The 23,008-nt window shown below is 71.7% G+C and carries 19 protein-coding genes; 9 read left to right on the plus strand and 10 right to left on the minus strand.

From position 1 onward, the window contains the following. Nucleotides 1-4: 4 nt before the first annotated feature. The 3 genes from ACIBQZ_RS05870 to ACIBQZ_RS05880 all read right to left on the minus strand — a co-directional run bounded on the left by ACIBQZ_RS05870 (nt 5) and on the right by ACIBQZ_RS05880 (nt 4,067). A complete protein-coding gene (locus ACIBQZ_RS05870) occupies nt 5-1,228 on the minus strand; it encodes an anion permease (RefSeq protein WP_396087302.1) in 1,224 nt (407 codons plus the stop codon). Nucleotides 1,229-1,369: 141 nt separating this feature from the next. Beyond that, the gene (locus ACIBQZ_RS05875) at nt 1,370-2,671 is read right to left on the minus strand and encodes an aspartate aminotransferase family protein (protein WP_396087303.1); all 1,302 of its coding nucleotides are present in this window, start codon (nt 2,669-2,671) and stop codon (nt 1,370-1,372) included. Nucleotides 2,672-2,687: 16 nt separating this feature from the next. Then, entirely contained in the window at nt 2,688-4,067 is a 1,380-nt protein-coding gene (locus ACIBQZ_RS05880; RefSeq protein WP_396087370.1) for a PLP-dependent aminotransferase family protein, read from the minus strand. Nucleotides 4,068-4,249: 182 nt separating this feature from the next. Between ACIBQZ_RS05880 and ACIBQZ_RS05885 the strand changes: the two genes are divergently transcribed. Genes ACIBQZ_RS05885 through ACIBQZ_RS05920 form a run of 8 tightly spaced genes read left to right on the plus strand, consistent with a single transcriptional unit; the run spans nt 4,250 to nt 12,519 of the window. Further along, on the plus strand, nt 4,250-5,089 hold the full coding sequence (locus ACIBQZ_RS05885) for a nitrilase-related carbon-nitrogen hydrolase (RefSeq protein ID WP_396087304.1): 840 nt from the start codon (nt 4,250-4,252) through the stop codon (nt 5,087-5,089). Next, nucleotides 5,086-6,486: a dihydropyrimidinase gene (gene hydA, locus ACIBQZ_RS05890; protein ID WP_396087305.1), complete on the plus strand. Its 1,401-nt coding sequence runs from the start codon at nt 5,086-5,088 to the stop codon at nt 6,484-6,486. The genes ACIBQZ_RS05885 and hydA overlap by 4 nt, the downstream gene beginning before the upstream one ends. Nucleotides 6,487-6,494: 8 nt before the next feature. Next, nucleotides 6,495-7,979 carry a CoA-acylating methylmalonate-semialdehyde dehydrogenase gene (locus ACIBQZ_RS05895; RefSeq protein WP_396087306.1) on the plus strand — a complete coding sequence of 495 codons (1,485 nt, stop codon included), beginning with the start codon at nt 6,495-6,497 and terminating at the stop codon, nt 7,977-7,979. Nucleotides 7,980-7,981: 2 nt separating this feature from the next. Beyond that, nucleotides 7,982-8,977 carry a TIGR03842 family LLM class F420-dependent oxidoreductase gene (locus ACIBQZ_RS05900; RefSeq protein WP_396087307.1) on the plus strand — a complete coding sequence of 332 codons (996 nt, stop codon included), beginning with the start codon at nt 7,982-7,984 and terminating at the stop codon, nt 8,975-8,977. Further along, a complete protein-coding gene (locus ACIBQZ_RS05905) occupies nt 8,974-9,816 on the plus strand; it encodes an ABC transporter permease (RefSeq protein ID WP_396087308.1) in 843 nt (280 codons plus the stop codon). Before ACIBQZ_RS05900 ends, ACIBQZ_RS05905 begins: the two co-directional genes overlap by 4 nt. Beyond that, entirely contained in the window at nt 9,813-10,613 is an 801-nt protein-coding gene (locus ACIBQZ_RS05910) for an ABC transporter ATP-binding protein (protein ID WP_396087309.1), read from the plus strand. The genes ACIBQZ_RS05905 and ACIBQZ_RS05910 overlap by 4 nt, the downstream gene beginning before the upstream one ends. Beyond that, nucleotides 10,610-11,374 carry an ABC transporter permease gene (locus tag ACIBQZ_RS05915; protein WP_396087310.1) on the plus strand — a complete coding sequence of 255 codons (765 nt, stop codon included), beginning with the start codon at nt 10,610-10,612 and terminating at the stop codon, nt 11,372-11,374. The genes ACIBQZ_RS05910 and ACIBQZ_RS05915 overlap by 4 nt, the downstream gene beginning before the upstream one ends. An 8-nt stretch (nt 11,375-11,382) precedes the next feature. Further along, nucleotides 11,383-12,519 (plus strand): ABC transporter substrate-binding protein, encoded by a 1,137-nt coding sequence (locus ACIBQZ_RS05920; RefSeq protein ID WP_396087311.1) that lies wholly within the window; start codon nt 11,383-11,385, stop codon nt 12,517-12,519. Between the two features lie 53 nt (nt 12,520-12,572). Here the strand turns inward: ACIBQZ_RS05920 and ACIBQZ_RS05925 are convergent, their stop codons facing one another. From ACIBQZ_RS05925 to ACIBQZ_RS05940, 4 genes are all read right to left on the minus strand, one after another. Further along, nucleotides 12,573-13,340: a hypothetical protein gene (locus tag ACIBQZ_RS05925; RefSeq protein WP_396087312.1), complete on the minus strand. Its 768-nt coding sequence runs from the start codon at nt 13,338-13,340 to the stop codon at nt 12,573-12,575. Nucleotides 13,341-13,434: 94 nt separating this feature from the next. After that, nucleotides 13,435-15,519, minus strand: a complete 2,085-nt coding sequence (locus tag ACIBQZ_RS05930) for a PQQ-dependent sugar dehydrogenase (protein ID WP_396087313.1) — start codon at nt 15,517-15,519, stop codon at nt 13,435-13,437. Nucleotides 15,520-15,532: 13 nt separating this feature from the next. Continuing rightward, a complete protein-coding gene (locus ACIBQZ_RS05935; protein WP_396087314.1) occupies nt 15,533-16,453 on the minus strand; it encodes a sugar phosphate isomerase/epimerase family protein in 921 nt (306 codons plus the stop codon). 407 nt (nt 16,454-16,860) lie between these two features. Next, nucleotides 16,861-19,164 carry a putative bifunctional diguanylate cyclase/phosphodiesterase gene (locus ACIBQZ_RS05940; protein WP_396087315.1) on the minus strand — a complete coding sequence of 768 codons (2,304 nt, stop codon included), beginning with the start codon at nt 19,162-19,164 and terminating at the stop codon, nt 16,861-16,863. Between the two features lie 280 nt (nt 19,165-19,444). On the opposite strand from ACIBQZ_RS05940, the gene ACIBQZ_RS05945 reads away from it, so the two are divergent. Then, nucleotides 19,445-20,071, plus strand: coding sequence for a hypothetical protein (locus ACIBQZ_RS05945; protein ID WP_396087316.1), 627 nt, complete (start codon nt 19,445-19,447; stop codon nt 20,069-20,071). Nucleotides 20,072-20,085: 14 nt separating this feature from the next. Here ACIBQZ_RS05945 and ACIBQZ_RS05950 read toward each other — a convergent pair whose 3' ends face one another. From ACIBQZ_RS05950 to ACIBQZ_RS05960, 3 genes are all read right to left on the minus strand, one after another. Further along, a complete protein-coding gene (locus ACIBQZ_RS05950) occupies nt 20,086-20,487 on the minus strand; it encodes a hypothetical protein (RefSeq protein WP_396087317.1) in 402 nt (133 codons plus the stop codon). Between the two features lie 40 nt (nt 20,488-20,527). Further along, complete coding sequence (locus ACIBQZ_RS05955) at nt 20,528-21,757, minus strand: ROK family protein (protein WP_396087318.1); 1,230 nt, start codon at nt 21,755-21,757, stop codon at nt 20,528-20,530. A gap of 117 nt (nt 21,758-21,874) precedes the next feature. Further along, entirely contained in the window at nt 21,875-22,975 is a 1,101-nt protein-coding gene (locus tag ACIBQZ_RS05960; protein WP_396087319.1) for a substrate-binding domain-containing protein, read from the minus strand. Nucleotides 22,976-23,008 lie beyond the last annotated feature (33 nt).

The following is a 23,008-nucleotide window of genomic DNA, read 5'->3' on the forward strand; positions in this document are numbered from 1 at the left end:
CCTCTCAACTCGCCGTGCCGGCGGGCACGCGGTCGGCGGCGGGCGCCGCTTCCCATTCGTCGTTGACGTTGGTGTGGTCGACCGGTGCGCGGCGCGACCGCAGCCACATGCCCAGCGCCAGGGCCACCAGGATGACCACGACCGCGATCGCCCCGACCATGCCGCCGCCGAGCACCTCGGTCACCCACCACATCAGCGCGCCGACGGCCGCGGCGGCCGGCAGCGTGATCAGCCAGGCGGCGACCATCCGGCCGGCCACCCGCCAGCGCACCTGCGCGCCGGGCCGGCCCACACCGGAGCCCAGGATCGAGCCGGTGGCGACGTGCGTGGTGGAGAGCGCGAAGCCCAGGTGGCTGGAGGACAGGATCACGGCGGCCGCGGCGGACTCGGCCGCCAGCCCTTGCGGCGGGGCGATCTCCACCAGGCCCATGCCGAGCGTCCGGATGATCCGCCACCCGCCCAGGTAGGTGCCGAGCGCGATGGCCAGCGCGCAGGAGGCCTTGACCCAGAAGGGGATGCTCTTGGTGTCGGTCCAGTCCCCGGCGGCGATCAGCGCCAGCGTGATGACGCCCATCGTCTTCTGCGCGTCGTTGGTGCCGTGCGCGAGCGAGACCAGCGAGGCGCTGCCGATCTGCCCCCACCGGAACCCGTTGTCGGTGAAGCGCTGGGCGACGCCGACGGTGAGCCGGTAGATCAGCCAGGTGCCGGTGGCGGCGACGACGCCGGCGATGACCGGGGACATCAGCGCCGGCAGGATCACCTTGCCGATGACGCCGTCGAGCTTGCTGCCGTCGCCGGTCCAGTTGACCCCGGCCCAGCCCAGGCCCGCGATGCTGGCGCCGATGAGGCCGCCGAACAGGGCGTGCGAGGAACTGGACGGCAGGCCGAGCAGCCAGGTCAGCAGGTTCCAGACGATGCCGCCGACCAGGCCCGCCAGGACGATCAGCAGCAGCGCCGATCCATCGTCGACGAGCAGTTCCGGCCGGGGGGTGCCGTTGGAATTCTGGATCTTCACGACGGCGTTCGTGACGGTGAGGGCGACCTCGACGGACAGGAACGCGCCGACGAGATTGAGGATGCCGGAGAGGGCGACGGCGACCTTCGGCCGGAGAGCCCTGGTGGCGATGGACGTGGCCATCGCGTTTGCGGTGTCGTGGAACCCGTTCGTGAAATCGAACCCGAGGGCGGTGACGACCACCAAGGCGAGAATCACGGAAGTCTCTGTCACATGCAGATGGTCGCGCTCCCGATCATCGTTCGACAGAGCCGATCGGTAACACGTGGGAAATTTCATTCGGCACGGATGAGCGTCCACCGCATCGTGATCGAACGGTCACCCGGCGCAGGTCCACGCCGGGTGACCGGCTGCTCAGTACGCCTCGGCGTCGGCCGTGCGGATCGCGTCCACCAGGATGGCCAGACCCTCGCGGGCCTCGTCCTCGGTCAGCGTCAGCGGCGGGCCCATCCGCAGCACGTTGCCGTACAGGCCGCCCTTGCCGACCAGCAGGCCGCCCTTGCGGCACCCGTCGAAGACCCGCATGGTCGCCGCGGCGTCCGGCTCGGTGGTGCCCGGCCGGACGAACTCGATGCCGATCATCAGGCCCCGGCCGCGGATCTCCCCCACGATCTTCGTGTCGCCGACCGCCGCGTGCAGGCCGTCCAGCAGGATCGCGCCGGTGCGCTTCGCGTTGGCCTGCAGGTCGTGGTCCAGCACGTAGTCCAGGACCGCGATGCCGGCGGCCGTGGAGACCGGGTTGCCGCCGAAGGTGCTGAAGCTGGTCGCCGGGACCGCGTTGACCAGCTCCGCCCGGCCCACCACGCCGGCCAGCGCGAAGCCGTTGCCGATGCCCTTGGCGAAGGTGATCAGGTCCGGCTGCACGTCGTGCGCCTGGTAACCCCAGAAGTGCTCACCCGTACGGCCCCAGCCGGTCTGCACCTCGTCGGCGATCAGCAGGATGCCGTGGTTGTCGAGCTCCTTCTTCAGCGCGCCGAGCAGGCCGTCCGGGGCGTGCACGAAGCCGCCGACACCCTGGATCGGCTCGGCGATCAGCGCCGCGACGTCGCCGGACGTGGTGGTGGCCAGCACCTCGCGCAGGTCCTCGACCGCCGCGTCGATGTGGTCGGCGTCGGACAGGCCCTTCATCCGGCCGCGCAGCCGGTCGCCGGAGTTCAGCCAGGAGACGCTGACCGGGCTCAGCGCGCTCGCCGACCAGCTGCGGTGCCCGGTGATCGCCATCGCGGCGAACGAGCGGCCGTGGTAGCTGTTGCGGATCGCCAGGATCTGGTTGGACCGGCGGAAGTTGGTGGTGAACAGCAGCGCGGCCTCGTTGGCCTCGGTGCCGGAGTTGGTGAAGAACACCCGGGCGTCCGGGATGCCGGAGACCCGGGCGATCCGCTCGGCGAGCTCGACCTGGTGCCGGATCAGGTACAGCGTCGAGCTGTGCACGATGCCGGTGGCCAGCTGGCGCTCGACCGCCTCGCGCACCTCGGCGATGTCGTAGCCCAGCATGTTGGTCAGCACGCCGCCGAAGAAGTCCAGGTAGCTGCGGCCGTTCGCGTCGGTCACCCGGCGGCCGGAGCCGCGGACGAGCTCGATCGCGTCGTCGCCGTAGTAGGTCGTCACCCAGGAGGGCAGCACGGCCTGGTGCCGGGCGAGCAGGTCATCGGTCACGGGGTCCTCCAAGGGGTCAGCGCCAGCCCCGCGGGTGCGGGCGGGAACGGGAGCCGCTGCCGCGCGCGGACGCGCCGGCGGCGGAGGCGAGGATCTCGGCTACGGAGTCGAAGTCGTCGCGGATCAGGCCGACGGTCACCCGGACGTGTTCGGCGCCGAGCGGGGTGACCTCGAAGGGTGCGCCGGGAGCGACGGCGATGCCGTGCGCGGCCAGGGCCAGCATGGCCATCTGCTGGTCCTCGACGGTGAGCCAGAGGTTGATGCCGTCGCAGGACACGGCGGTCGCGCCCCGCGCGGCGAGCGCGGTGAGCAGCGCGGTGCGGCGCCGGGCGTACTCGTCGCGGGCGGCGGCGACCCGCGCGATCGCCGCCGGCGAGGTCAGCAGGTCGAGCAGCACCGCCTGGAGCAGCCGGCTGGACCAGCCCGGGCCGAGCAGGCGGCGGTCGGCCACCGCGGTGATCACCGCGGCCGGGCCGCCGAGCGCGGCCAGCCGCAGGTCCGGGCCGTAGCTCTTGGAGAAGCCGGCCACGTGCACGGTCCGGTCCGGCAGGCGGGTGCCCAGGCTCACCGGGGGCGCGGTCGCGATGTCGCCGGCGTGGTCGTCCTCGACGATGGTGACCTGGGGGTACGCGGCCAGCACGTCGGCCAGCTCACCGACCCGTCGCGCGGTCAGGCCGGCCCCGGTCGGGTTGTGTGCCCGCGGCTGGAGGTACACCGCCACCGGCTCGTAGGTCCTGAGCGCCTCGCCGAGCGCGTCCGGGAGCAGGCCGTGCTCGTCGATTCGCACGCCGACGACGGTCGCGCCGACGGCGTCGAGCAGGTCGAGCACGGGCGGGAAGGCCGGGTTCTCCACCAGGACGTGATCACCGAAGCGGACCACGGTGGCGGTCACCCGGTCGAGCGCGTCGAGCGCGCCGTCGACCACGGTCAGGTGCTCCACCGGATACGGCCACCGCCGCCGCAGCACCGCCTCCAGCGGCGGCAGCACCGGCCCCTCGAGGTAACTCGTGGTGAGCCGCGCGTCGCCGATCCGCTTGAGCGACTCGGTCAGGTTCGGCAACAGGTCGTAGTCGGGCACGCCGGTGGAGAAGTCCCGGGCGACCCCGGTCAGCAGGCCGTGCAGCTGCGCGTACCGCAGCCGCTGGCGGGGCAGCACCGGGGCGCTGACGAACGAGCCGGACCGGCCGCGGGTCTGGATCGCCCCGGCCCGCGCCAGGCTCTGCCACGCCTCGCTCACCGTGGTCGGGCTGACGCCGAGCTCCCGGGCGACGTCGCGCACGGTGGGCAGCCGCGAGCCGACCGGCAGGTCACCCGCGGTGACCAGCCGGCTGACAGCAGCCGCGATTCCCCGAGCGCTGCGATCGTCCGCGGCCCCGGCGATAAGCCCCAGAAAAATGACGTCTCCGAAACATTTGGTAACAGGCGGGTAATTGTCCGCCCCCGGTTGTGTCATTAGTGTCCTACGACATCGGCCCCGGATGTCAAGGGATGAGCGGGGGACGATGACAGCGGGTGGAGAGACGATCACAATCGTGGGGTGACTCACGCCACCACTGAACTCAGAGAGGGGCCGCAGCGATGAGCAACCTGATCCGGGCCGCCCTCGTCCAGACCACCTGGACAGGCGACAAGGAATCGATGATCAAGGCTCACGAGGACTACGCTCGCGACGCCGCCGCCCAGGGCGCCAAGGTGATCTGCTTCCAGGAGCTGTTCTACGGCCCCTATTTCTGCCAGGTACAGGACAAGGCCTACTACTCCTACGCCGAGTCCATCCCCGGCCCCACCACCGAGCGCTTCCAGGCGCTCGCGGCCGAGCTCGGCCTGGTGATGATCCTGCCGATGTACGAGCAGGAGCAGCCCGGCGTCCTCTACAACACCGCGGCCGTGGTCGACGCGGACGGCTCGTACCTCGGCAAGTACCGCAAGCACCACATCCCGCAGGTCAACGGCTTCTGGGAGAAGTTCTACTTCCGCCCGGGCAACCTGGGCTACCCGGTGTTCGACACCGCGGTCGGCAAGGTCGGCGTCTACATCTGCTACGACCGGCACTTCCCCGAGGGCTGGCGGGCGTTGGGCCTGGGCGGCGCCCAGATCGTCTTCAACCCGTCGGCGACCAGCCGCGGCCTGTCGTCGTACCTGTGGCAGCTGGAGCAGCCGGCCAGCGCGGTCGCCAACGAGTACTTCATCGGCGCGATCAACCGCACCGGCATCGAGGAGCTCGGCGACAACGACTTCTACGGCCAGTCCTACTTCGTCGACCCGGAGGGCAAGTTCGTCGGCGCGGTCGGCGACACGCACAACCCGGAGCTGATCGTCCGCGACCTCGACATGGACCTGCTCGCCACCGTCCGCGACCGCTGGGCGTTCTACCGCGACCGGCGGCCGGACAGCTACGACGGGCTGGTGGCGCCGTGAGCTACCTGATCAAGGGCGGGACGGTTGTCGGGCCCACCGGTCCGATCCCGGCGGACGTCCTCGTCGACGGCGAGAAGATCGTCGCCCTCTACGCGCCCGGGGCGGCGCCACATCAAGCAGAGACCATCGACGCCACCGGCAAGTACGTCATCCCCGGCGCGGTCGACGCGCACACCCACATGGAGCTGCCGTTCGGCGGCACGCACGCCAGCGACACCTTCGACACCGGCACCCGCGCGGCCGCGTTCGGCGGGGTCACCACGATCGTCGACTTCGCCGTGCAGCGCTACGGCGAGGTGGTCCAGGACGGGCTGGCCGCCTGGCACGCCAAGGCCGAGGGCAACTGCCACATCGACTACGGCTTCCACATGATCCTCGGCGGGGTCACCGACGAGTCGCTCAAGGCGATGGACCAGCTGGTCACCGACGAGGGCATCAGCAGCTTCAAGCTGTTCATGGCGTACCCGGGGGTGTTCTACAGCGACGACGGGCAGATCCTGCGGGCGATGCAGAAGGCCCGGGACAACGGCGCCATGATCATGATGCACGCGGAGAACGGCCCGGCCATCGACGTGCTGGTCAAGCAGGCCCTGGAGCGCGGCGAGACCGACCCGATCCACCACGGCCTGACCCGGCCGCAGGAGCTGGAGGCCGAGGCGACCAGCCGGGCGATCTGGCTGGCGAGCGTGGCCGCCGACTGCCCGCTCTACATCGTGCACCTGTCCGCCTCCAAGGCCCTCGAACAGGTCGCCGCGGCCCGCGACCAGGGCCGCAACGTGTTCGCCGAGACCTGCCCGCAGTACCTGTACCTGACGCTGGAGGACCAGCTCGGCGCGCCGGGTTTCGAGGGCGCCAAGTGGGTCTGCTCGACGCCGCTGCGCAGCAAGCACGAGAGCCACCGCGCCGACCTGTGGCGCGGACTGCGCACCAACGACCTGGCCGTGGTCTCCACCGACCACTGCCCGTTCTGCATGAAGGACCAGAAGGAGCTGGGCCTCGGCGACTTCTCCAAGATCCCGAACGGCATCGGCAGCGTCGAGCACCGGGTGGACCTGCTCTACCAGGGCGTGGTCGACAAGAAGCTGTCGCTGGCCCGCTGGGTGGAGACGATCGCCACCACCCCGGCGCGGATGTTCGGCATGTACCCGCGCAAGGGCGTCATCGCGCCCGGCTCGGACGCCGACATCGTGCTCTACGACCCGAACGGCCGCACCCGGATCAGCGCGGCCACCCACCACATGAACATGGACCACTCGGCCTGGGAGGGCTGGGAGATCGACGGCAAGGTCGACACCGTCATCTCCCGCGGCACGGTCGTCGTCCGCGGCGACGAATACCTGGGACGTAAGGGCCACGGCCGGTACGTCCGCCGCGGACTCTCCGACTACCTGGTCTAGGAGGCCACATGCGCGAGATCAAGCACTGGCTGAACGGCGCCGCGGTCGCGGGCACCAGCGGCCGGCAGCTGCCGGTCTGGGACCCGGCGACCGGCGAGCAGCAGGCGTACGTGGTCGCGGCCACCGCGGCCGAGACGGCGCAGGCGGTGACCGTCGCCAAGGCGGCGTTCCCGGCCTGGCGGGCGGCGTCGCTGTCGCGGCGGTCCGAGGTCATGTTCCGCTTCCGCGAGCTGGTCGACGCGAACCGCAAGGAGATCGCCTCACTGGTCAGCCAGGAACACGGCAAGACCGTCGCGGACGCGGGCGGCGAGCTGGCCCGCGGGCTGGAGAACATCGAGTTCGCCGCGGGCGCCCCGCACCTGCTCAAGGGCGGCTACAGCGAGCAGGCCTCGACCGGGGTGGACGTCTACTCGATCCGCCAGCCGCTCGGGGTGGTCGCCGGCATCACGCCGTTCAACTTCCCGGCCATGGTGCCGATGTGGATGTTCTGCAACGCCCTGGTCTGCGGCAACACGTTTGTGCTCAAGCCCAGCGAGAAGGACCCGTCGGTGGCGCTGCTGCTGGCCGACCTGCTGCGCCAGGCCGGGCTGCCGGACGGCGCGTTCAACGTCGTGCAGGGCGACCGGGAGGCCGTCGAGACGCTGATCGCCCACCCGGACGTGCAGGCGCTGTCGTTCGTCGGCTCCACCCCGGTGGCCAAGGCCATCTACGAGCAGGGCTCCAGGGCCGGCAAGCGGGTGCAGGCGCTGGGCGGGGCGAAGAACCACATGGTCGTGCTCCCGGACGCCGACGTCGACGCGGCCGCGGACGCCGCGGTCAGCGCCGGGTACGGCTCGGCCGGCGAGCGCTGCATGGCGGTCTCGGTGGTGGTGGCGGTCGGCGCGGTCGGTGACCCGCTGGTCGCCGCGATCAAGGAGCGGATCGGCCGGATCGCGGTCGGCCCGGCCAGCGACCCGGCGGCCGAGATGGGCCCGCTGATCAGCCGCGAGCACCGGGACAAGGTGGCCGGTTACCTGGCCGGCGCCGGCCCGGCCGAGGTCGTGGTGGACGGGCGGCAGGCGCCGATCAGCGACGGCCCGGGCTTCTTCCTGGGCGCCTCGCTGGTCGACAAGGTGCCGACGGACTCACCGCTGTACACCGACGAGATCTTCGGCCCGGTGCTGTCGGTGGTCCGTGCCGACACGTACGAGGAGGCGCTGGAGCTGGTCAACACCAACGAGTACGGCAACGGCACGGCGATCTTCACCCGGGACGGCGGGGCCGCGCGGCGCTTCCAGTACGACGTCAACTGCGGGATGGTCGGCGTGAACGTGCCGGTGCCCGTGCCGGTGGCCTACTACAGCTTCGGCGGCTGGAAGTCCTCGCTCTTCGGCGACCTGCACATGTACGGCCCGGAGGGGCTCCAGTTCTACACCCGCAGCAAGGTGGTCACCTCACGCTGGCCCGACCCGGCCACCTCGACGGTCGACCTGGGCTTCCCGGAGGTGCGCTGAGCATGGACATCGGCGTGGTGCTCCAGTGCGACCCGCCGGCGATGGAGGTCGTCGAGTGGGCCAAGAAGGCGGAGCAGCTCGGCTACAGCCACGTGTGGACGTTCGACTCGCACGTGCTGTGGCAGGAGCCGTTTGTCATCTACAGCAAGATCCTCAGCGACACCGAGCGGGTGATCGTCGGCCCGATGGTGACCAACCCGGGCACCCGGGACTGGACCGTGATCGCGTCCCAGTTCGCCACCCTCAACGAGATGTACGGCAACCGCACGATCTGCGGGATCGGCCGCGGCGACTCGGCCCTGCGGGTGCTGGGCCTGCAACCGAACTCGCTGCGCGAGCTGCGCGAGAGCATCGCCGTCATCAAGGGGCTGGCCGGCGGCGAGAAGGTGACGGTGCGCGGGCAGGAGCTCCAGTTCGCCTGGGCGCCAGACAGCCGGCTGGACATGTGGGTGGCGGCGTACGGTCCGCGGGCCCTGGCCCTGACCGGCGAGGTGGGTGACGGCTACATCCTGCAGCTCGCCGACCCGGACATCGCGGCCTGGATGATCAAGGCGGTGCGCAGCGCCGCGGCCCGGGTGGGCCGCGACCCGGACGCGATCAAGTTCTGCGTCGCGGCGCCGGCCTACGTCGGCGACGACCTCGCGCATCAGCGGGACCAGACCCGGTGGTTCGGCGGCATGGTCGGCAACCACGTCGCGGACATCGTCGCCCGCTACGGCGCCGAGGGGGCGGTGCCGCCGGTGCTGACCGACTACATCAAGGGCCGGCAGGGCTACGACTACGCCGAGCACGGCCGGGCCGGCAACTCGCACACCTCGTTCGTGCCGGACGAGGTGGTGGACCGGTTCTGCATCCTCGGCCCGATCGAGAACCACCTCAAGCGGCTCGAGGAGCTGCGGGCCCTCGGGGTCGACCAGTTCGCCCTCTACCTCCAGCACGACGACAAGGAGGCGACGCTGCGCGCGTACGGCGAGAAGATCATCCCGGTGGTCTCGTGAGACGTGCCGTCAGCGCCGTGGTCGGGCTGGTCGTGCTGGTTGCCCTCTGGGAGGGCTACAAGGCGGTCGGCAACCCGGACGGGACCGTGCTGTTCGGGGTGCGGATCCTGCCCCGGGCCGACGACCTGTCCATGCCGCACGTCTCGGACATGCTCAGCCGGCTCGGCCGCCCGGAGCTCACCGGCGGGCGGCCGGTCTGGCAGGTGGTGCTGAGCGCGAGCCTGGTCACGCTGGGCATCACCACGGTCGGGTTCCTGGCCGGCGCGGTGATCGGGTTCCTGCTGGCGGTGGCGATGCAGCGGTTCCGGATCGTCGAGCGGGGGCTGCTCCCGTACGTGATCCTGTCGCAGACCGTGCCGCTGGTCGCGCTGGCGCCGCTGATCGCCGGGTGGGGCGGCACGATCTGGCCGGAGTGGATGACGGTCGCGGTCATCGCCGCGTACCTGGCGTTCTTCCCGGTCGCCGTCGGCGTGCTGCGCGGCCTGCAGTCGCCGCAGGCGGCCGGGGTCGAGCTGATGCGCAGCTACGCCGCCGGCTGGTGGCGCACCCTGCTCAAGCTGCGCCTGCCGGCGTCGCTGCCGTACCTGTTCCCCGCGCTGCGGCTGGCCGGCGCGGCCGCGGTGGTCGGCGCGGTGGTCGGTGAGATCTCCACCGGTACGCGCGGCGGCATCGGCCGGCTCATCATCGAGTACTCCCGGGAGGCCACCAGCGATCCCGCCAAGGTCTACACCGCCATGCTCGGCGCGGCCCTGCTCGGGCTCGTCGTCGCCGCCCTGGTCAGCCTGCTGGAACTGCCGCTGATGCGGCACCGACGACGCGTTTCGGTGGTGACGATGTGACCGCGGTATCCCTCACGGACGTATCCAAGATCTTCAACCCCGGCCGGCCCGACGAGGTCACCGCCCTGTCCGGCATCAACCTGGCCATCGAGCCCGGCCGGTTCGTCTCGCTGATCGGCCCGTCCGGGTGCGGCAAGAGCACCCTGCTGCGGCTGATCGCCGACCTGATCCCGGCCACCTCCGGCACCGTCGAGGTGGCGGGCAAGCCCGCCACCCGGGCCCGGCTGGACCAGGAGTACGGCATCGCGTTCCAGCAGGCCGGCCTCTTCGAGTGGCGCACGGTGCAGCGCAACGTGGAGCTGCCGCTGGAACTGCGCGGCGCCCCCCGGGCCGAACGCCGGGCCCGGGCCGCGGAGATGCTCGCGCTGGTCGGGCTCGCGGACTTCGCCGGGCACTATCCGGCGCAGCTCTCCGGCGGCATGCAGCAGCGGGTGGCGATCGCCCGCGCGCTGGCCGTGCACCCGCCGCTGCTGCTGATGGACGAGCCGTTCGGCGCGCTGGACGAGATGACCCGCGAACGGCTCCAGTCCGAGCTGCTGGCGATCTGCGCGAAGACCGGCACCAGCACGGTGTTCGTCACGCACTCCATCTCCGAGGCGGTGTTCCTGTCGAACCGGGTCGTGGTGATGTCACCGCGGCCGGGCCGGATCACCGCGACGATCGACGTGGAGCTGCCGGCCCGCGACGACGCGGCCCGCCAGTCCCCCGCCTACTTCGACGCGATCACGGCGGTGCGCCGGGCGTTGCGCGGCGCCGACCAGGCCCCGGCGACCGCCGACGAGGTGGCCGCGCCGTGAATCTCCTGCGCCGTGTCGCCCCGCCGGTCCTGCTCGGGATCTTCGCGCTGGTGGCGTGGGAGCTGACCGTCTCGCTGGGCCGGATCGCGCCGTTCATCCTGCCGGCGCCGTCGGCGATCTGGCACGAGCTGGTCGCCCAGCGGCAGAACGTCTGGGAGGCGGCCCTGTCCAGCGGCCTCAACGCGCTCATCGGCCTGGCCTGGGGCACGGTCGCCGGGGTGCTCGCGGCGATGGCGGCGAGCCGGTTCCGGCTGCTCTCCGAGGTCTCCGCCCCGCTGGCCGCGGTGCTGAACGCGCTGCCGATCATCGCGCTCGCCCCGATCCTCAACAACATGTTCGAGTCGACCTCCAGCCTGCCGCGCCGGCTGGTCGCCGGGATCATCGTGTTCTTCCCGGTCTTCATCAACACGCTGCGCGGGCTGCGCGAGGTCGACCCGACCCACCGCGAGCTGATGACCAGCTACGCGGCCGGCGGCTGGACCTTCACCCGGCTGGTCCGGCTGCCCGGCGCGCTGCCCTTCGTCTTCACCGGCCTGCGACAGGCGTCGTCGCTGGCCGTCATCGCAGCGGTCGTCGCCGAGTACTTCGGCGGGCTGCAGACCGGGCTCGGCTCGCGGATCACCTCCGCGGCCGCGTTCACCGCCTATCCCCGTGCCTGGGCCTTCGTGGTCGGCGCCTGCCTGCTCGGACTGTTCTTCTACCTAGCCACGCTCCTGCTGGAGCGGATCGCGATGCCCTGGAAAACCCGCCTCATCTCGTAGGAGTTCGTGTGCGTCGTCCCTTGCTCGCCTCCCTTGTCGCCGCCGTGCTCACGCTGAGCGGCTGCGGCACCGCCGATACCCCCGCCACCACCACCCCGGGCGCCAGCGGCGGCGCCCTGACCCCGATCAAGCTGCAGCTGCAGTGGTTCTTCCAGGCCCAGTTCGCCGGCTACATCGCCGCCGTGGACCAGGGCTTCTACAAAGAGCAGGGACTCGACGTCCAGCTGCTGGAGGGCGGCGTGGACATCGTGCCGCAGACCGTGCTGGCGCAGGGCAAGGCCGACTACGCGGTGGCCTGGGTGCCCAAGGCGCTGGCCTCCCGCGAGCAGGGCGCGGCCATCACCGACGTGGGCCAGATCTTCGGCCGCTCGGGCACGTACCAGGTGGCCTGGAAGGACAGCGGCATCACCAAGGCCGCGGATCTGAAGGGAAAGAAGGTCGGCAACTGGGGCTTCGGCAACGAGTTCGAGCTGTTCGCCGGCATGACCAAGGCCGGCATCGACCCGGGCAAGGACGTCACCCTGGTGCAGCAGCAGTTCGACATGCAGGCGCTGCTCAAGAAGGAGATCGACGCGGCCCAGGCGATGAGCTACAACGAGTACGCCCAGCTGCTGGAGGCGAAGAACCCGGCGACGGGCAAGCTCTACACGCCCGAGGACTTCGCGATCATCGACTGGAAGGCCGAGGGCTCGTCGATGCTGCAGGACGCGGTGTGGGCGAACACGGAGAAGCTCAACGACGCCGCGTACCAGCAGCAGACGGTGAAGTTCCTCGCCGGCACGATCAAGGGCTGGGCGTACTGCCGGGACAACGCCGAGTCCTGCCGCGACCTGGTCGTGGCGAAGGGCTCCAAGCTCGGCAAGAGCCACCAGCTCTGGCAGATGAACGAGGTCAACAAGCTGGTCTGGCCGGCCGCCGGCGGCATCGGCGTGATCAACGACGCCGACTGGAAGCAGACGGTGGACCTGTCGCTGACCACGAAGAACCAGACCGGCGACACGGTGCTGACCAAGCAGCCGGAGGGCCTGGCCTTCACCAACGACTACATCCAGCAGGCGATCACCCAGGCGAAGGCGGCCGGGGTGGACGTGAACGGCACCGCGTTCCAGCCGACGACGGTCACCCTGACCGCCGGCGGCGCGTAACCCGCACCGATGAACGGGCCCGGTCGTCTCCCGACGGCCGGGCCCGTTCGCTGCTACAGCGCGCTGAGCCGGGCCGCCAGCGCCACCGCGGTGACGTCACCCTCGCGCAGCCGGGCCGCGGCTTCCGTCTCCCCCAGGCTGATCAGCCGGTGCGCCGCCGTGTCGATCAGGGCCGGGTTGCCGCCCAGCAGCTTGCGGGCCAGGTTCGCCTGGAGCGGGGTCAGTTCCGCGTACGCGCACTTGTCCAGCGCCGCGATCGTCTCCTCGTCCAGGGTGCCCGCCAGGGCCCGTTCGGTGACGATGCGCAGCAGCCAGGACGGCCACCAGCTGTACCGGCCCAGCAGGTGGCCCGATCGGACCGCCTCGCGGGGGCTCTGGCCGCCGTCCAGCAGGCGCAGGGCCATCGGGATGTCAAAGCGTTCCAGGCGCAGCGCCGTGACGAACAGGCGGTACAGCTTCTTGTCGCCGACCAGGCGCTCGGCCGCGGCCGCCGCGGCGGCGTACTCGCCGCGCAGCGCGCGGCTGATGATCTCCGCCTCGTCGGTGGAGATCGCCGCCCCGGTGGATCGGTCCTTGATCCGCTCCAGGGTCCGGCTCAGCCGGTCCGCGGCCTCCCCGGCCTGCTCGGCGCGTTCGGCGGCGGCCGGGCGTTCCAGGTAGCGGATCACCGTGTCGGCGGCGATCTTGACCTCGCGGCGCAGCAGCGGGGCCTTGATGTACGGGCCGACCAGGTCGCTGAGGCCCTCGACCAGGTAGGCGGCGTCAAAACGGTCGGACGCTTCGAGGAACTGCGCCCACCACTGCTCCAGGTGCACCCCCACGACTACCAGGGTGACGCAATCGGCCGCCCGATGCGGCCGGAACGGCCGAGGTCACCGCCGCAGGTGACGGCGGTGACCTCGGTCCGTGGGTGGTTCAGCCGGCGGTCGGGGTCAGCACGACCTCGTCCGTGTCGGTCTGCGGCGGGGTGCCGGAGTCCGTGTACGAGGCCACGAACACCGCCGTCAGGTTGTCGGCACCGGCGTGGCCGCCGTCCAGGAACGTCTGGATGGAGCCCGTGCAGCCGGTCGCGGTGGACAGCGGGTGACCGTGCTCGTCGTGGCCCAGCACGTACGTCACGGTGACCCGGGAGCAGTCGACCGGCTGGTCGTCCACCACGGAGACCTGGAAGGTCACCGTGTCACCGAACTCGAACGGCTGACCCTCAGCCGGCGCGACCAGAGTGACCTGCGGGGCTGCCGTGCCCACCGGGAGCAGCACCTCGGCGGACGCCCAGCGGCCGGTCGGGTCGGTCACCTTCAGCGTGGGCCGGTAGTTGCCGTTCTCGGTGAACGTGTAGACCGCGTTCGGCTGCCGCGAGTCGACGATGCCGTCGGCGTTGAAGTCCCACGCGTACCGCAGGCTGTCGCCGTCGGGGTCCGTGGTGCCGGCGCTGGAGAACGTCACCGTCAGCGGGGCCTGGCCGAGCATCGGCGTGGCCGTGATCTTCGGCAGCGGGCTCCGGTTGCCGCGGACGTAGTCGATCCGGGCCAGTTGCGCCTCCGGGTTCTCGGCGAAGTAGCCGTCGCCGTACTCCAGCACGTACAGCGCGCCGTCCGGGCCGAACTCCAGGTCCATCGGGTTGTCGAAGATGACCGACGGCAGCACCTGAAGGATCGCGGTGACCTCGTTCGCTGCGCCCAGCGTGAACTCCTGGACGTAGTCGCGGGTCCACTCGTAGAACAGCGGCTTGCCGTCGTAGTACTTCGGCCACTTGGTCGCCGACCTGTTCGTGGCGTCGAAGTCGTACGCGGGCCCGCCCATCGGGCCGATGCCGCCCGTGCCCAGCTCGGGGAACTCCGCCGAGGCGCCGTAGGAGTAGATGACCTCCGCCTTCTCCACCGGCGGCAGCTTGCGCTTGCCGGTGTTGTTCGGCGACTCGTTCACCGGCGCCGCGCAGTTGAACGGCGCGCCGGAGGTCCGGGTGGCGAAGTCGAAGTCGACGTACGGCAGGTCGGGCGCGACGCAGTACGGCCAGCCGTAGTTGGCGGGCTTGTCGATCGCCATCCAGCGCCCCTGCCCGGCCGGGCCGCGCCCGGGGTTGGGGTTGCGCGCGTCCGGCGAGTAGTCGGCGACGTACGCCGTACCCGTCTTCTTGTCGACCGCGAAGCGGAACGGGTTGCGCAGGCCCATCGCGTAGATCTCCGGGCGGGTGTAGGCCGTGCCCGGCTTGAACAGGTTGCCCTTCGGGATGCGGTAGCTGCCGTTGCCGCCGACCTTGATCCGCAGCAGCTTGCCGCGCAGGTCGTTGGTGTTGGCCGAGGTGCGCTGCGCGTCGTAGGCCGGGTTGCGGTCGGCCCGCTCGTCGATCGGCACGTAGCCGTCGGAGGCGAACGGGTTGGAGTCGTCGCCGGTGGACAGGAACAGGTTGCCCTGGCCGTCAAAGTCGATCTTGCCGCCGACGTGGCAGCAGATGCCCCGGTCGGTGGGCACCTCGAGGATCTTCTGCTCGCTGGGCAGCGACAGCGTGTTGCCGGTGAGCTTGAACCGGGACAGCCGCATCACGCCCTTGTAGCGGGCGAAGTCGGCGGCGGTGCCGGTCACGGGCGCGTCGCCCTCGTTGACCCCGGGCGTCGCGGGGTCGTCGGCCGGGGTGTTCAGCGGCGGCGAGTAGTAGAGGTAGACCCACTTGTTCCGGGCGAAGTCGGGGTCGATCGCGACGCCCTGCACACCCTCCTCGTCGTGCTGGTAGACGGGGATCTTCGCGGCCAGGATGTTGCGGCCGCTCTTCGGGTCGTTGATCCGGACCTCGCCGGTGCGGGCGGTGTGCAGCACCCGGCGGTCGGGCAGCACGGCCAGCGCGATCGGCTCACCCGGGAAGTCGTCGAGGGTGACCTTCTGGAAGTTCGAGTCGGCCGGGGGTTCGGCCGCGGCCCGGGCGGTGGCCGGGCCGGTCGGTACGGACAGGGCCGTCGCCACCAGCGCCAGCACCGGTACGGCACGCAGCAGTCGCTTCGTCATACGGTTGTCCCCTTCAGAAACGCAGGGTGTCGAGGTACCGGAAGCCGACCTCCGCGGTGGTCAGCGCGTCGGCGGGGGTACGCGGCGGGCTGCCCGCGTCGTCACGTTCCACGATGTACTCGACCAGGCCCGCCTCGCGGGACCGCTCGAAGATCCGGCCGAAGTCGATCAGGCCGTCGCCCGGGTCGGCGAAGCTGCCGTTGAAGCCCAGGTCCTTGACGTGCACCTGGCGGATCCGGCCGCGGTGGGTGTGGATCAGATCAACCGGGTCCTGGGCGCCGCGATAGGCCCAGAACAGGTCCACCTCCAGGTGCACCAGGCCGGGGTCGGTCTCGCGGGTCAGGACGTCGAAGCCGGTGCGCTTGCCACCGTCCTGCCGCGCGAACTCGTTCTGGTGGTTGTGGTAGCCGAAGCTGAGCCCGGCCTTGCGGGCCAGCGCGCCGGCCTTGTTGAGGTCCTTGGCGAAGGCCTTGTAGACGGCGGAGTCCCGGATCGGGCCGTTGGGTCCGGCGCCGAAGTACGGGTGCACGATGTACTTGTTGCCGACGATCAGGGCGTCCTCGAGGGCGGCCCGCCAGGTCGAGGCGTTGAACGGCTGCGGGATGCCGACGTGCCCGGAGGTCGCGCGCAGCCCGGCGGCGTCCAGGGCGGCCCGGAACTGGGCGGCGGTGCGGCCGACGAAGCCGGCGTGCTCGACCCGGGTGTAGCCGATCTCGGCCAGCTCGGCGAGGCTGGCCTCCAGGTTGATGGCGAGCTGGTTGCGCAGGGTGTAGAGCTGCACGCTGATCTTGTCGCGGGGCACCCGGGCGGGCCGGTGGCCGCCCTGGGAAGCCGCGGCGGGCGAGGCGAGGACGGCGGAGGTGCCGACCACGGCGGCGCCGGCGGCGACCCCGCCCAGCAGGTGACGGCGGCTGACGGTGGACTCGTTCTGCATCGGTTGCACTGCCTCCCGGTCGGTGGTGCGGGATGGACGTGGACGTGCGGCATCGGCCGCCCGGGCGTCGGTTCGGCGAGCCCGTACGCCACGTCGGAGCACTTTTGTTGCATCGAAGTCGTTCGCTTGCTGATGTTAATGGTTTGTTTCGCTCAAGTGGCGAAAAGAATCTTCGGAATATGCAAAAGTTCGGCCGATCGGCGCGATAAATCCCCGCCAAAGCCCCGGATCGTGGCAATGTGGACACTCCGGATATCGCCTGCTCCGAAGGCTTTTCGTCCGGCGATCCACCCCTCCGCACCGGGCGCACCCGGGGCACCGGGGCCCGGACGCGTGCGGCCCGGCACTCGTTCGAGTGACGGGCTTCGATGTCCTGGGACCGTCCGATGCGGACGCGGCGGCGCGGGTCAGGCGATGACGGCGCGGCGCTGGGCGGCGAGCAGCCGGGTGAACTCCTCCGGCGGCATCGGCCGGGCCAGGTGGTAACCCTGGCCGAGGGTGTAGCCGAGCTGGCGCAGCTGCTCCGCCTGGGCCTCGTTCTCGATGCCCTCGGCGACCGTCTCCAGCCCCAGCGCGTCGGCCAGCTGGATGATCGCGCGGGCCACCGCCTGGCGGGCGTCGCGGGCGCCGGGCTCGGCGTCCTCGACCTCGATACCGTCCACGAACGACTTGTCCAGCTTGACGATCTTCGCCGGGAACGAGCGCAGCAGGCTCAGTGACGACTCGCCGGTGCCGAAGTCGTCCAGCGCCAGCGCCACGCCGAGCCGGTCGAGCTCGTGCAGGGTGCGCGAGACCTGGCTGCCGCGCAGCACCGCGGACTCGGTCAGCTCCAGCACCAGCCGGCTGGTGGGCAGGCCGCTGTCGGCCAGTGCGGCCAGCACGCCGGCGACGAAGTCGGGGTCGTGCAGCTGCCGCGCCGAGACGTTGACGCTCGGCTTCTGCAGCGCGTCGGGGCCGAACTCAGCCAGCCAGGTCGCCGTCTGCCGGCAGGTCTCGCGCAGCACGAACCGGCCCAGCTCGACGATCAGCCCGGTGCGCTCGGCGACCGCGATGAACTCGCTCGGCGGCACCTGGCCGCGGATCGGGTGGTCCCAGCGGGCCAGCGCCTCGACGCCGATGATCCGGCCGTCGAGCAGGCTCATCACCGGCTGGTAGACCACCCGGAACTCGCCGGAGTCCAGGCCCCGGCGCAGCTCGCCGCCGAGCTGGATGTGCGCCAGGATCGGCTCCTCCATGCCCGGCACGTACCGCACGTAGCCGGCCTTGCCGTGGCCCTTGGCCGCGTACATGGCGACGTCGGCGTCGCGCAGCACGCTGTCGATCGTCGCGCCCGGCGCCGCGGTCGCGATGCCGATGCTGGCCTGCACCAGCAGCCGCTGCTCGCTGATCGGCCGGGTGAGCGCGTTCAGGATGCGCTGGGCGACGGTCTCGCCCACGGTCGTGCCGCCGGTGAGCAGCACGGCGAACTCGTCGCCGCCGATCCGGATCGGCAGGCCGTCGGCGCCGGACTGCCCGCGCAGCACGTCGGCCACCGCGACCAGCAGGCGGTCACCGACGTCGTGGCCCAGCGAGTCGTTGACGGTCTTGAAGTCGTCCAGGTCGACCAGCAGCACGGTCGCCGACGTGCCGGTGGCCAGCGCGGCGTGCAGCACGTCACGGAACCGGGCCCGGTTGGCCAGCCCGGTCAGGCTGTCGTGGCTGACCTCGTGCTGGAGCCGTTCCTCCTGGCCGCGGATGTCGCTGAGCAGCCGCTTGTTGTCCCGGAACGCCACGAACTGCCGGACCGTGACGAGCACGCTGACCAGCACGGCGGCGATCAGCGAGACCCGGCCCGGCCACTGCAGCGGCCCGACCGCCACGGCGATCAGCGGCAGGTCGCCGGCCGCGATCGCCAGGTACGGCAGCAGCGGCGAGGACCGCCGCGACACCCGGCGCCCGCCCAGCGTGGCCCGGGCCTGCACCCGGACGGCCAGGGTGAGCAGCACCGGCGCGATCGGCAGCACCACCGACTGGGACGGCACCCCGCCGGCGTTGCCGAACGAGCTCGCCATGACGGCCACCCCGGCCGCGGTCAGGCCCATGGTGGCCACCAGCCGCATCGCGGTGCGGTCCACCGGGCCGTCACCGAGGTACGAGACCTTGGTGATGCCCGCGATGGTGAGCAGGAACGCCAGCCCGACCAGGGAGAGGGTCTGCGCCGACCAGCGCTCGTCGGCGGTCAGCATCGGCGCGAGCCCGAAGTGCCACAGCACCGTCGCGCCGCCGAGGAAGGCCACCAGCCGGTCCAGGTGCATCCGCCAGCGCTCGCCGGGGTGCATGGCGCCGACCGGCACCCGGCCGACGGCCCACATGGCCAGCGCGAAGCCGAGACCGACGAAGCCGGCGGCCGACAGCGGCATGTCCGGTGGCAGGTCGCCCACCGTGTGCAGGGCGGCGTTGACGGCCATCAGCACGTAGCCGATCGTCATGAAGACGGCGGCGATCAGCAGGGTGAGCCAGAACGGGCCGGCCGTACGGTCGCCGCGCACGGTGCGCCAGAGCTGGAACAGCGCCGCCACCGCGACCGCGCCCTCCAGCGGCACGGCCAGGTAGGCGATCGCCGCGTGCCCGGCGCCCACGGTGCTGAACAGCACGAACCACAGCGAGCTGGCGACGGCGAGGCCGACGGTGATCCACACGTAGCGTGCGGGTGCACGGGAGTCCTCGGCCATGCTGAAAGGATCGGCGGGCAACGACCCCGGTGTAGGGAAACGCGGCGGCACGGGACGGCTCGCAAGATCCCCGGGGTCCACCGGACCAGGCTGCCGCACCCGGGGCCCCGGGGCCATCGGAGAAACGGACCATCCGGTCGGCCGGGCACGGATCGCCCGGCGGCCCCGATCGGCCGAAAGGCAGAGGCCGGGCCCGGGGATCAGCCCCCGGTCAGATGTGCGCCGGGGTGGCGCGCCGCGATGCTGGCTGCACTGTCGCGCTCTGCTCAGGGGGAACCGGATGACGTCCGTACCGCACCACTACGACACCACACCGCTGGCGCACACGGACGGCCTCGTCCTGGACTACCTCGCCGCGCTCTGGGGCGCCAGCGAGGACCTCGCCCCGGAGCTGCGTGACGAGCTCATGACCACGGTCGCGGACTACATCGCGCTGCGGCGCACCTCGGTGGCCGACCCGGTGGACGATCCCCGGCTCATCCTGCAGCGGCTGGGCCCGCCGGAGTCGCTGGTGGCCGCCACCCGCCGCGGCCGGATGCCGGCCCACCTGCGGCGCCCGGTCGCGCCGGCGCCGCTGCCGCCGCCCGCGGCCGCGCCGTCCGGGAGCCTGGAGTACGCCGGGATCGCCCTGCTCACCGCCGGCGCCGTGGTGCTGCCGGTGATCAGCCCGCTGGCCGGCCTGCTGCTGGTGTCCGGCTCGCCGCGGTGGAGCCCGGCGCAGAAGGCCGCCGCCTGGGTGCTGGCCGCGCTGCCGGCGCTGCTCGGCTTCGTGCTGGTGCTGGCCGCGGCGACGCTGGGCGGTGGCGGCGGGGAGGCGCTGGTGCTCACGTACCTGGCGATGGTCTGCGGCTCCATCATCGCCGGGCTGTCGCTGCTGCCCGGGCTGACGGCGCGCCGGCGCTACTGAGCGGGCCGGCCGGCTCAGGCGTCGGCGGGTTGCCGCAGCGTGGCGCCGGCCAGCACGGCCAGCGCCAGGGCCGAGTGGGCGGGGAGGAGCCCGACCAGCGGGAACTCCCCGTCGAAGAGGAAGCCGGCGGCCAGCGCGGCCACGACGCCGGCCGCCACCGACAGCGCGCCGGCGACGGCCGCCTGGGCGAGCCCGGAGCTGCCGCGCACCGCGGCGACACCGCCGGCGAGCGCCGCGACCAGCGCGAACAGCACGGCGACCCGGGTGGCCGGGGTGCCGAAGACCGCCTCCCGGCCGACCTCGGGCACGGCCGAGCACAGCGCCACGAGCACGGGCAGTTCGAGCAGCGGCGGCAGCAGCCAGACCAGCGTGGTCAGCCACCGGCAGGTGGCCGCGCTGACCGGTGTCTCCGTCATGAGGCCGCCTCCGTTGCTAGTGCCGCGGACCAGTCTGCCCCTACCCCGCAACCCCGGCGTTCAGGGGATCCGCCAGCAGCTGGTCGAAGGCGAGCTCGGCCGCGCCGATCAGGGCGGCGTTGCGGCCGAGGGCGGCGGCGCGCAGCTGCACGTGCTCGCGGGAGGCCGGCAGCGCCATCGTGTCCAGCCGGCGGCGGACCAGGCCGGCGCCGGCGGCGTACACCTCGCGCAGCGACCCGCCGAAGACCACCAGGTCGGGGTTGACCACGTTGACCAGGTTCGCCACCCCGAAACCGAGCCAGTCGGCGACCTGGCGGACCGCGCCGGCGGCCGCCGGCTCACCGCCGGCCGCCGCGCGCAGCACCTCGAGGACCGCGGCCCGGTCCCCCGCCGGTCGGCCCGCGTGCCGCAGCAGCGCGGTCTCGCCGACCTCGGTCTCCCAGCAGCCCCGCGAGCCGCAGCCGCAGCGCAGCCCGTCCGGGTTGACCACCATGTGGCCGACCTTGCCGCTGTGCCCGCGGTGGCCGGTGACCAGCCGGCCGCCGGTGATGATGCCGGCGCTGACCCCGAGGTCGCCGTGCAGGTAGACCAGGTCGTTGACGCCCGCGGCCACGCCCCGGATGTGCTCGGCCAGCCCGGCGATGTCGGCCAGGTCCCCGGTGACGAAGCCGGGGCCGGGCCCGAGCTCGGCGCGCAACGCCGCGCCGAGGTGCTCCTCGGTGAGGCCGATCCGGATCCGGCCGGCGTCGTCGCGGGTCGTGTCGGCCACCGCGACGCCGCCGCCGACCAGCAGCGCGTCCTCGGGCGCGGCGCCGGCCATCTCCCGGACGAGGCCGGCCAGCGGGCCGACGGCGTCGAGCACCGGCATCCCGGACGGGCGGCCGACCTCCCGCAGGTCGAGGATCCGGCCGCCGAGGCCGATCCGGGCGGCCCGCAGCCGGTCCACCTCGATGCTCAGCGCGTGCGTGTACACCCGGGCCGAGCGCGGGCTGACCACCAGCGAGGGCCGGCCGGCGCGGCGGGCGGCGGTGGGCGCCTCTGCCTCCTCGGTGACCAGCCCGGCGGCGGCCAGGTCGGCGGCGAGCGCGCCGATGGTGCTGCGGTTGAGCCCGAGGCGGGCGGTGAGCTCGGCCCGCGAGGTGGGCCCGTGCACGTGGACGTACCGCAGCACGGCGCCCAGGTTCTGCCGGCGGATCTCCTCCTGGCTGGCGCCGGGCGCGGCCGGCAGCGCCTGCTCCAGCGGACGCCCGGTACGCAGGGGTGTCGCCACGGCCGGGCCTCCTCTCGAGCATCCTGTTAACGGTATTTGTCGGGAGGCGTAACGACGAAGGGTCCCCGGAGACGGACTCCGGGGACCCAAGGGCCGTCAGTGACTACCCAGTGGTAATTACTTGGTGAGCGGCGCGAGCTTCGGGTCGTTCGCGTACGCCTCGGCCGCGTTCTTCTTGGTCACGGCGACCGGCGGGAGCAGGAAGGTGTCGACGACCTTGCTGCCGTTGTTGTAGGACTTCTGGTCGTTGACGGTCGGGGCGGCACCGGTCTGGAGGGCCTTGACCATGTTGATGGTCTCCTTCACCAGGGTCCGGGTGTCCTTGTTGATCGTCATGTACTGCTCGCCGGCCATGATCGACTTGATCGACTCGACCTCGGAGTCCTGGCCGGTGACGACCGGGACCTTCTTGCCGGCACTCTTGATCGAGGTGATGATCGCGCGGCCCAGCGTGTCGTTCGGGGAGAGGACGCCGTCCAGCTCCTTGCTGCCGTAGGTCGAGGTCAGCAGCTGGTCCATGCGGGCCTGCGCACCCTCGGCCTTCCAGCCCTGGATGGCGGTCTGCTTGACGTCGGTCTGCTTCGACGCGACGACCAGGTTGCCCTTGTCGATCTCCGGCTTGAGCACGTCCATCGCGCCGTTGAAGAAGACACCGGCGTTGTTGTCGTCCGGCGAGCCGGAGAACAGCTCGATGTTGTACGGGCCGGCCGGCTTGCGCTCCTTCATGCCGTCCAGCAGGGCCTGGCCCTGGAGCTGGCCGACCTTGAAGTTGTCGAACGCGACGTAGTAGTCGAGGTCCGGCGTGTTGGTGATGAGGCGGTCGTACGCGATGACCTTCGCGCCGGCCTGGTGCGCCGCGGCGACCTGGGTCGACAGCTGCGCGGCGTCGGTCGCGCCGATGACGATGACCTTGGCACCCTTGGTCACCATGGCGGTGATCTGGGCCTGCTGGTCGGCGACCGTGGTCGACGCGCCGGCGTACTGCACGTCGCTCTGGAAGCCGGCCTCCTTCAGGCCGTTGGTGAACAGGTCACCGGCGAGAACCCAGTTCTCCGAGGTCTTGGCCGGCAGGGCCACACCGATCAGGGAGTTGGCCGCGAAGCCCTTGGCCGGGGCGTCCGAGCCGCCGGTCTCCTCGTCGCGGCCGCCGCCGCAGGCCGTCAGGGCCAGCATCGAGATGGCGCCTACGGCCACCGTCTTGGCAAAGAAAGTACGCATGGGGGGTGTTGCCCTTCTTCAGAGGTGAAACGG

Source organism: Actinoplanes sp. NPDC049599 (genome assembly GCF_044465625.1).
GTDB lineage: Bacteria > Actinomycetota > Actinomycetes > Mycobacteriales > Micromonosporaceae > Actinoplanes.

Excerpts from the sequence above, each read along its gene's own strand:
- ACIBQZ_RS05940 (WP_396087315.1), bottom strand. The coding sequence starts at position 19,164 with ATGGCCGAGGACTCCCGTGCACCCGCACGCTACGTGTGGATCACCGTC.
- ACIBQZ_RS05935 (WP_396087314.1), bottom strand. The coding sequence starts at position 16,453 with ATGCAGAACGAGTCCACCGTCAGCCGCCGTCACCTGCTGGGCGGGGTC.
- ACIBQZ_RS05900 (WP_396087307.1), top strand. The coding sequence starts at position 7,982 with ATGGACATCGGCGTGGTGCTCCAGTGCGACCCGCCGGCGATGGAGGTC.
- ACIBQZ_RS05930 (WP_396087313.1), bottom strand. The coding sequence starts at position 15,519 with ATGACGAAGCGACTGCTGCGTGCCGTACCGGTGCTGGCGCTGGTGGCG.
- ACIBQZ_RS05960 (WP_396087319.1), bottom strand. The coding sequence starts at position 22,975 with ATGCGTACTTTCTTTGCCAAGACGGTGGCCGTAGGCGCCATCTCGATG.
- ACIBQZ_RS05885 (WP_396087304.1), top strand. The coding sequence starts at position 4,250 with ATGAGCAACCTGATCCGGGCCGCCCTCGTCCAGACCACCTGGACAGGC.
- ACIBQZ_RS05945 (WP_396087316.1), top strand. The coding sequence starts at position 19,445 with ATGACGTCCGTACCGCACCACTACGACACCACACCGCTGGCGCACACG.
- ACIBQZ_RS05895 (WP_396087306.1), top strand. The coding sequence starts at position 6,495 with ATGCGCGAGATCAAGCACTGGCTGAACGGCGCCGCGGTCGCGGGCACC.
- ACIBQZ_RS05950 (WP_396087317.1), bottom strand. The coding sequence starts at position 20,487 with ATGACGGAGACACCGGTCAGCGCGGCCACCTGCCGGTGGCTGACCACG.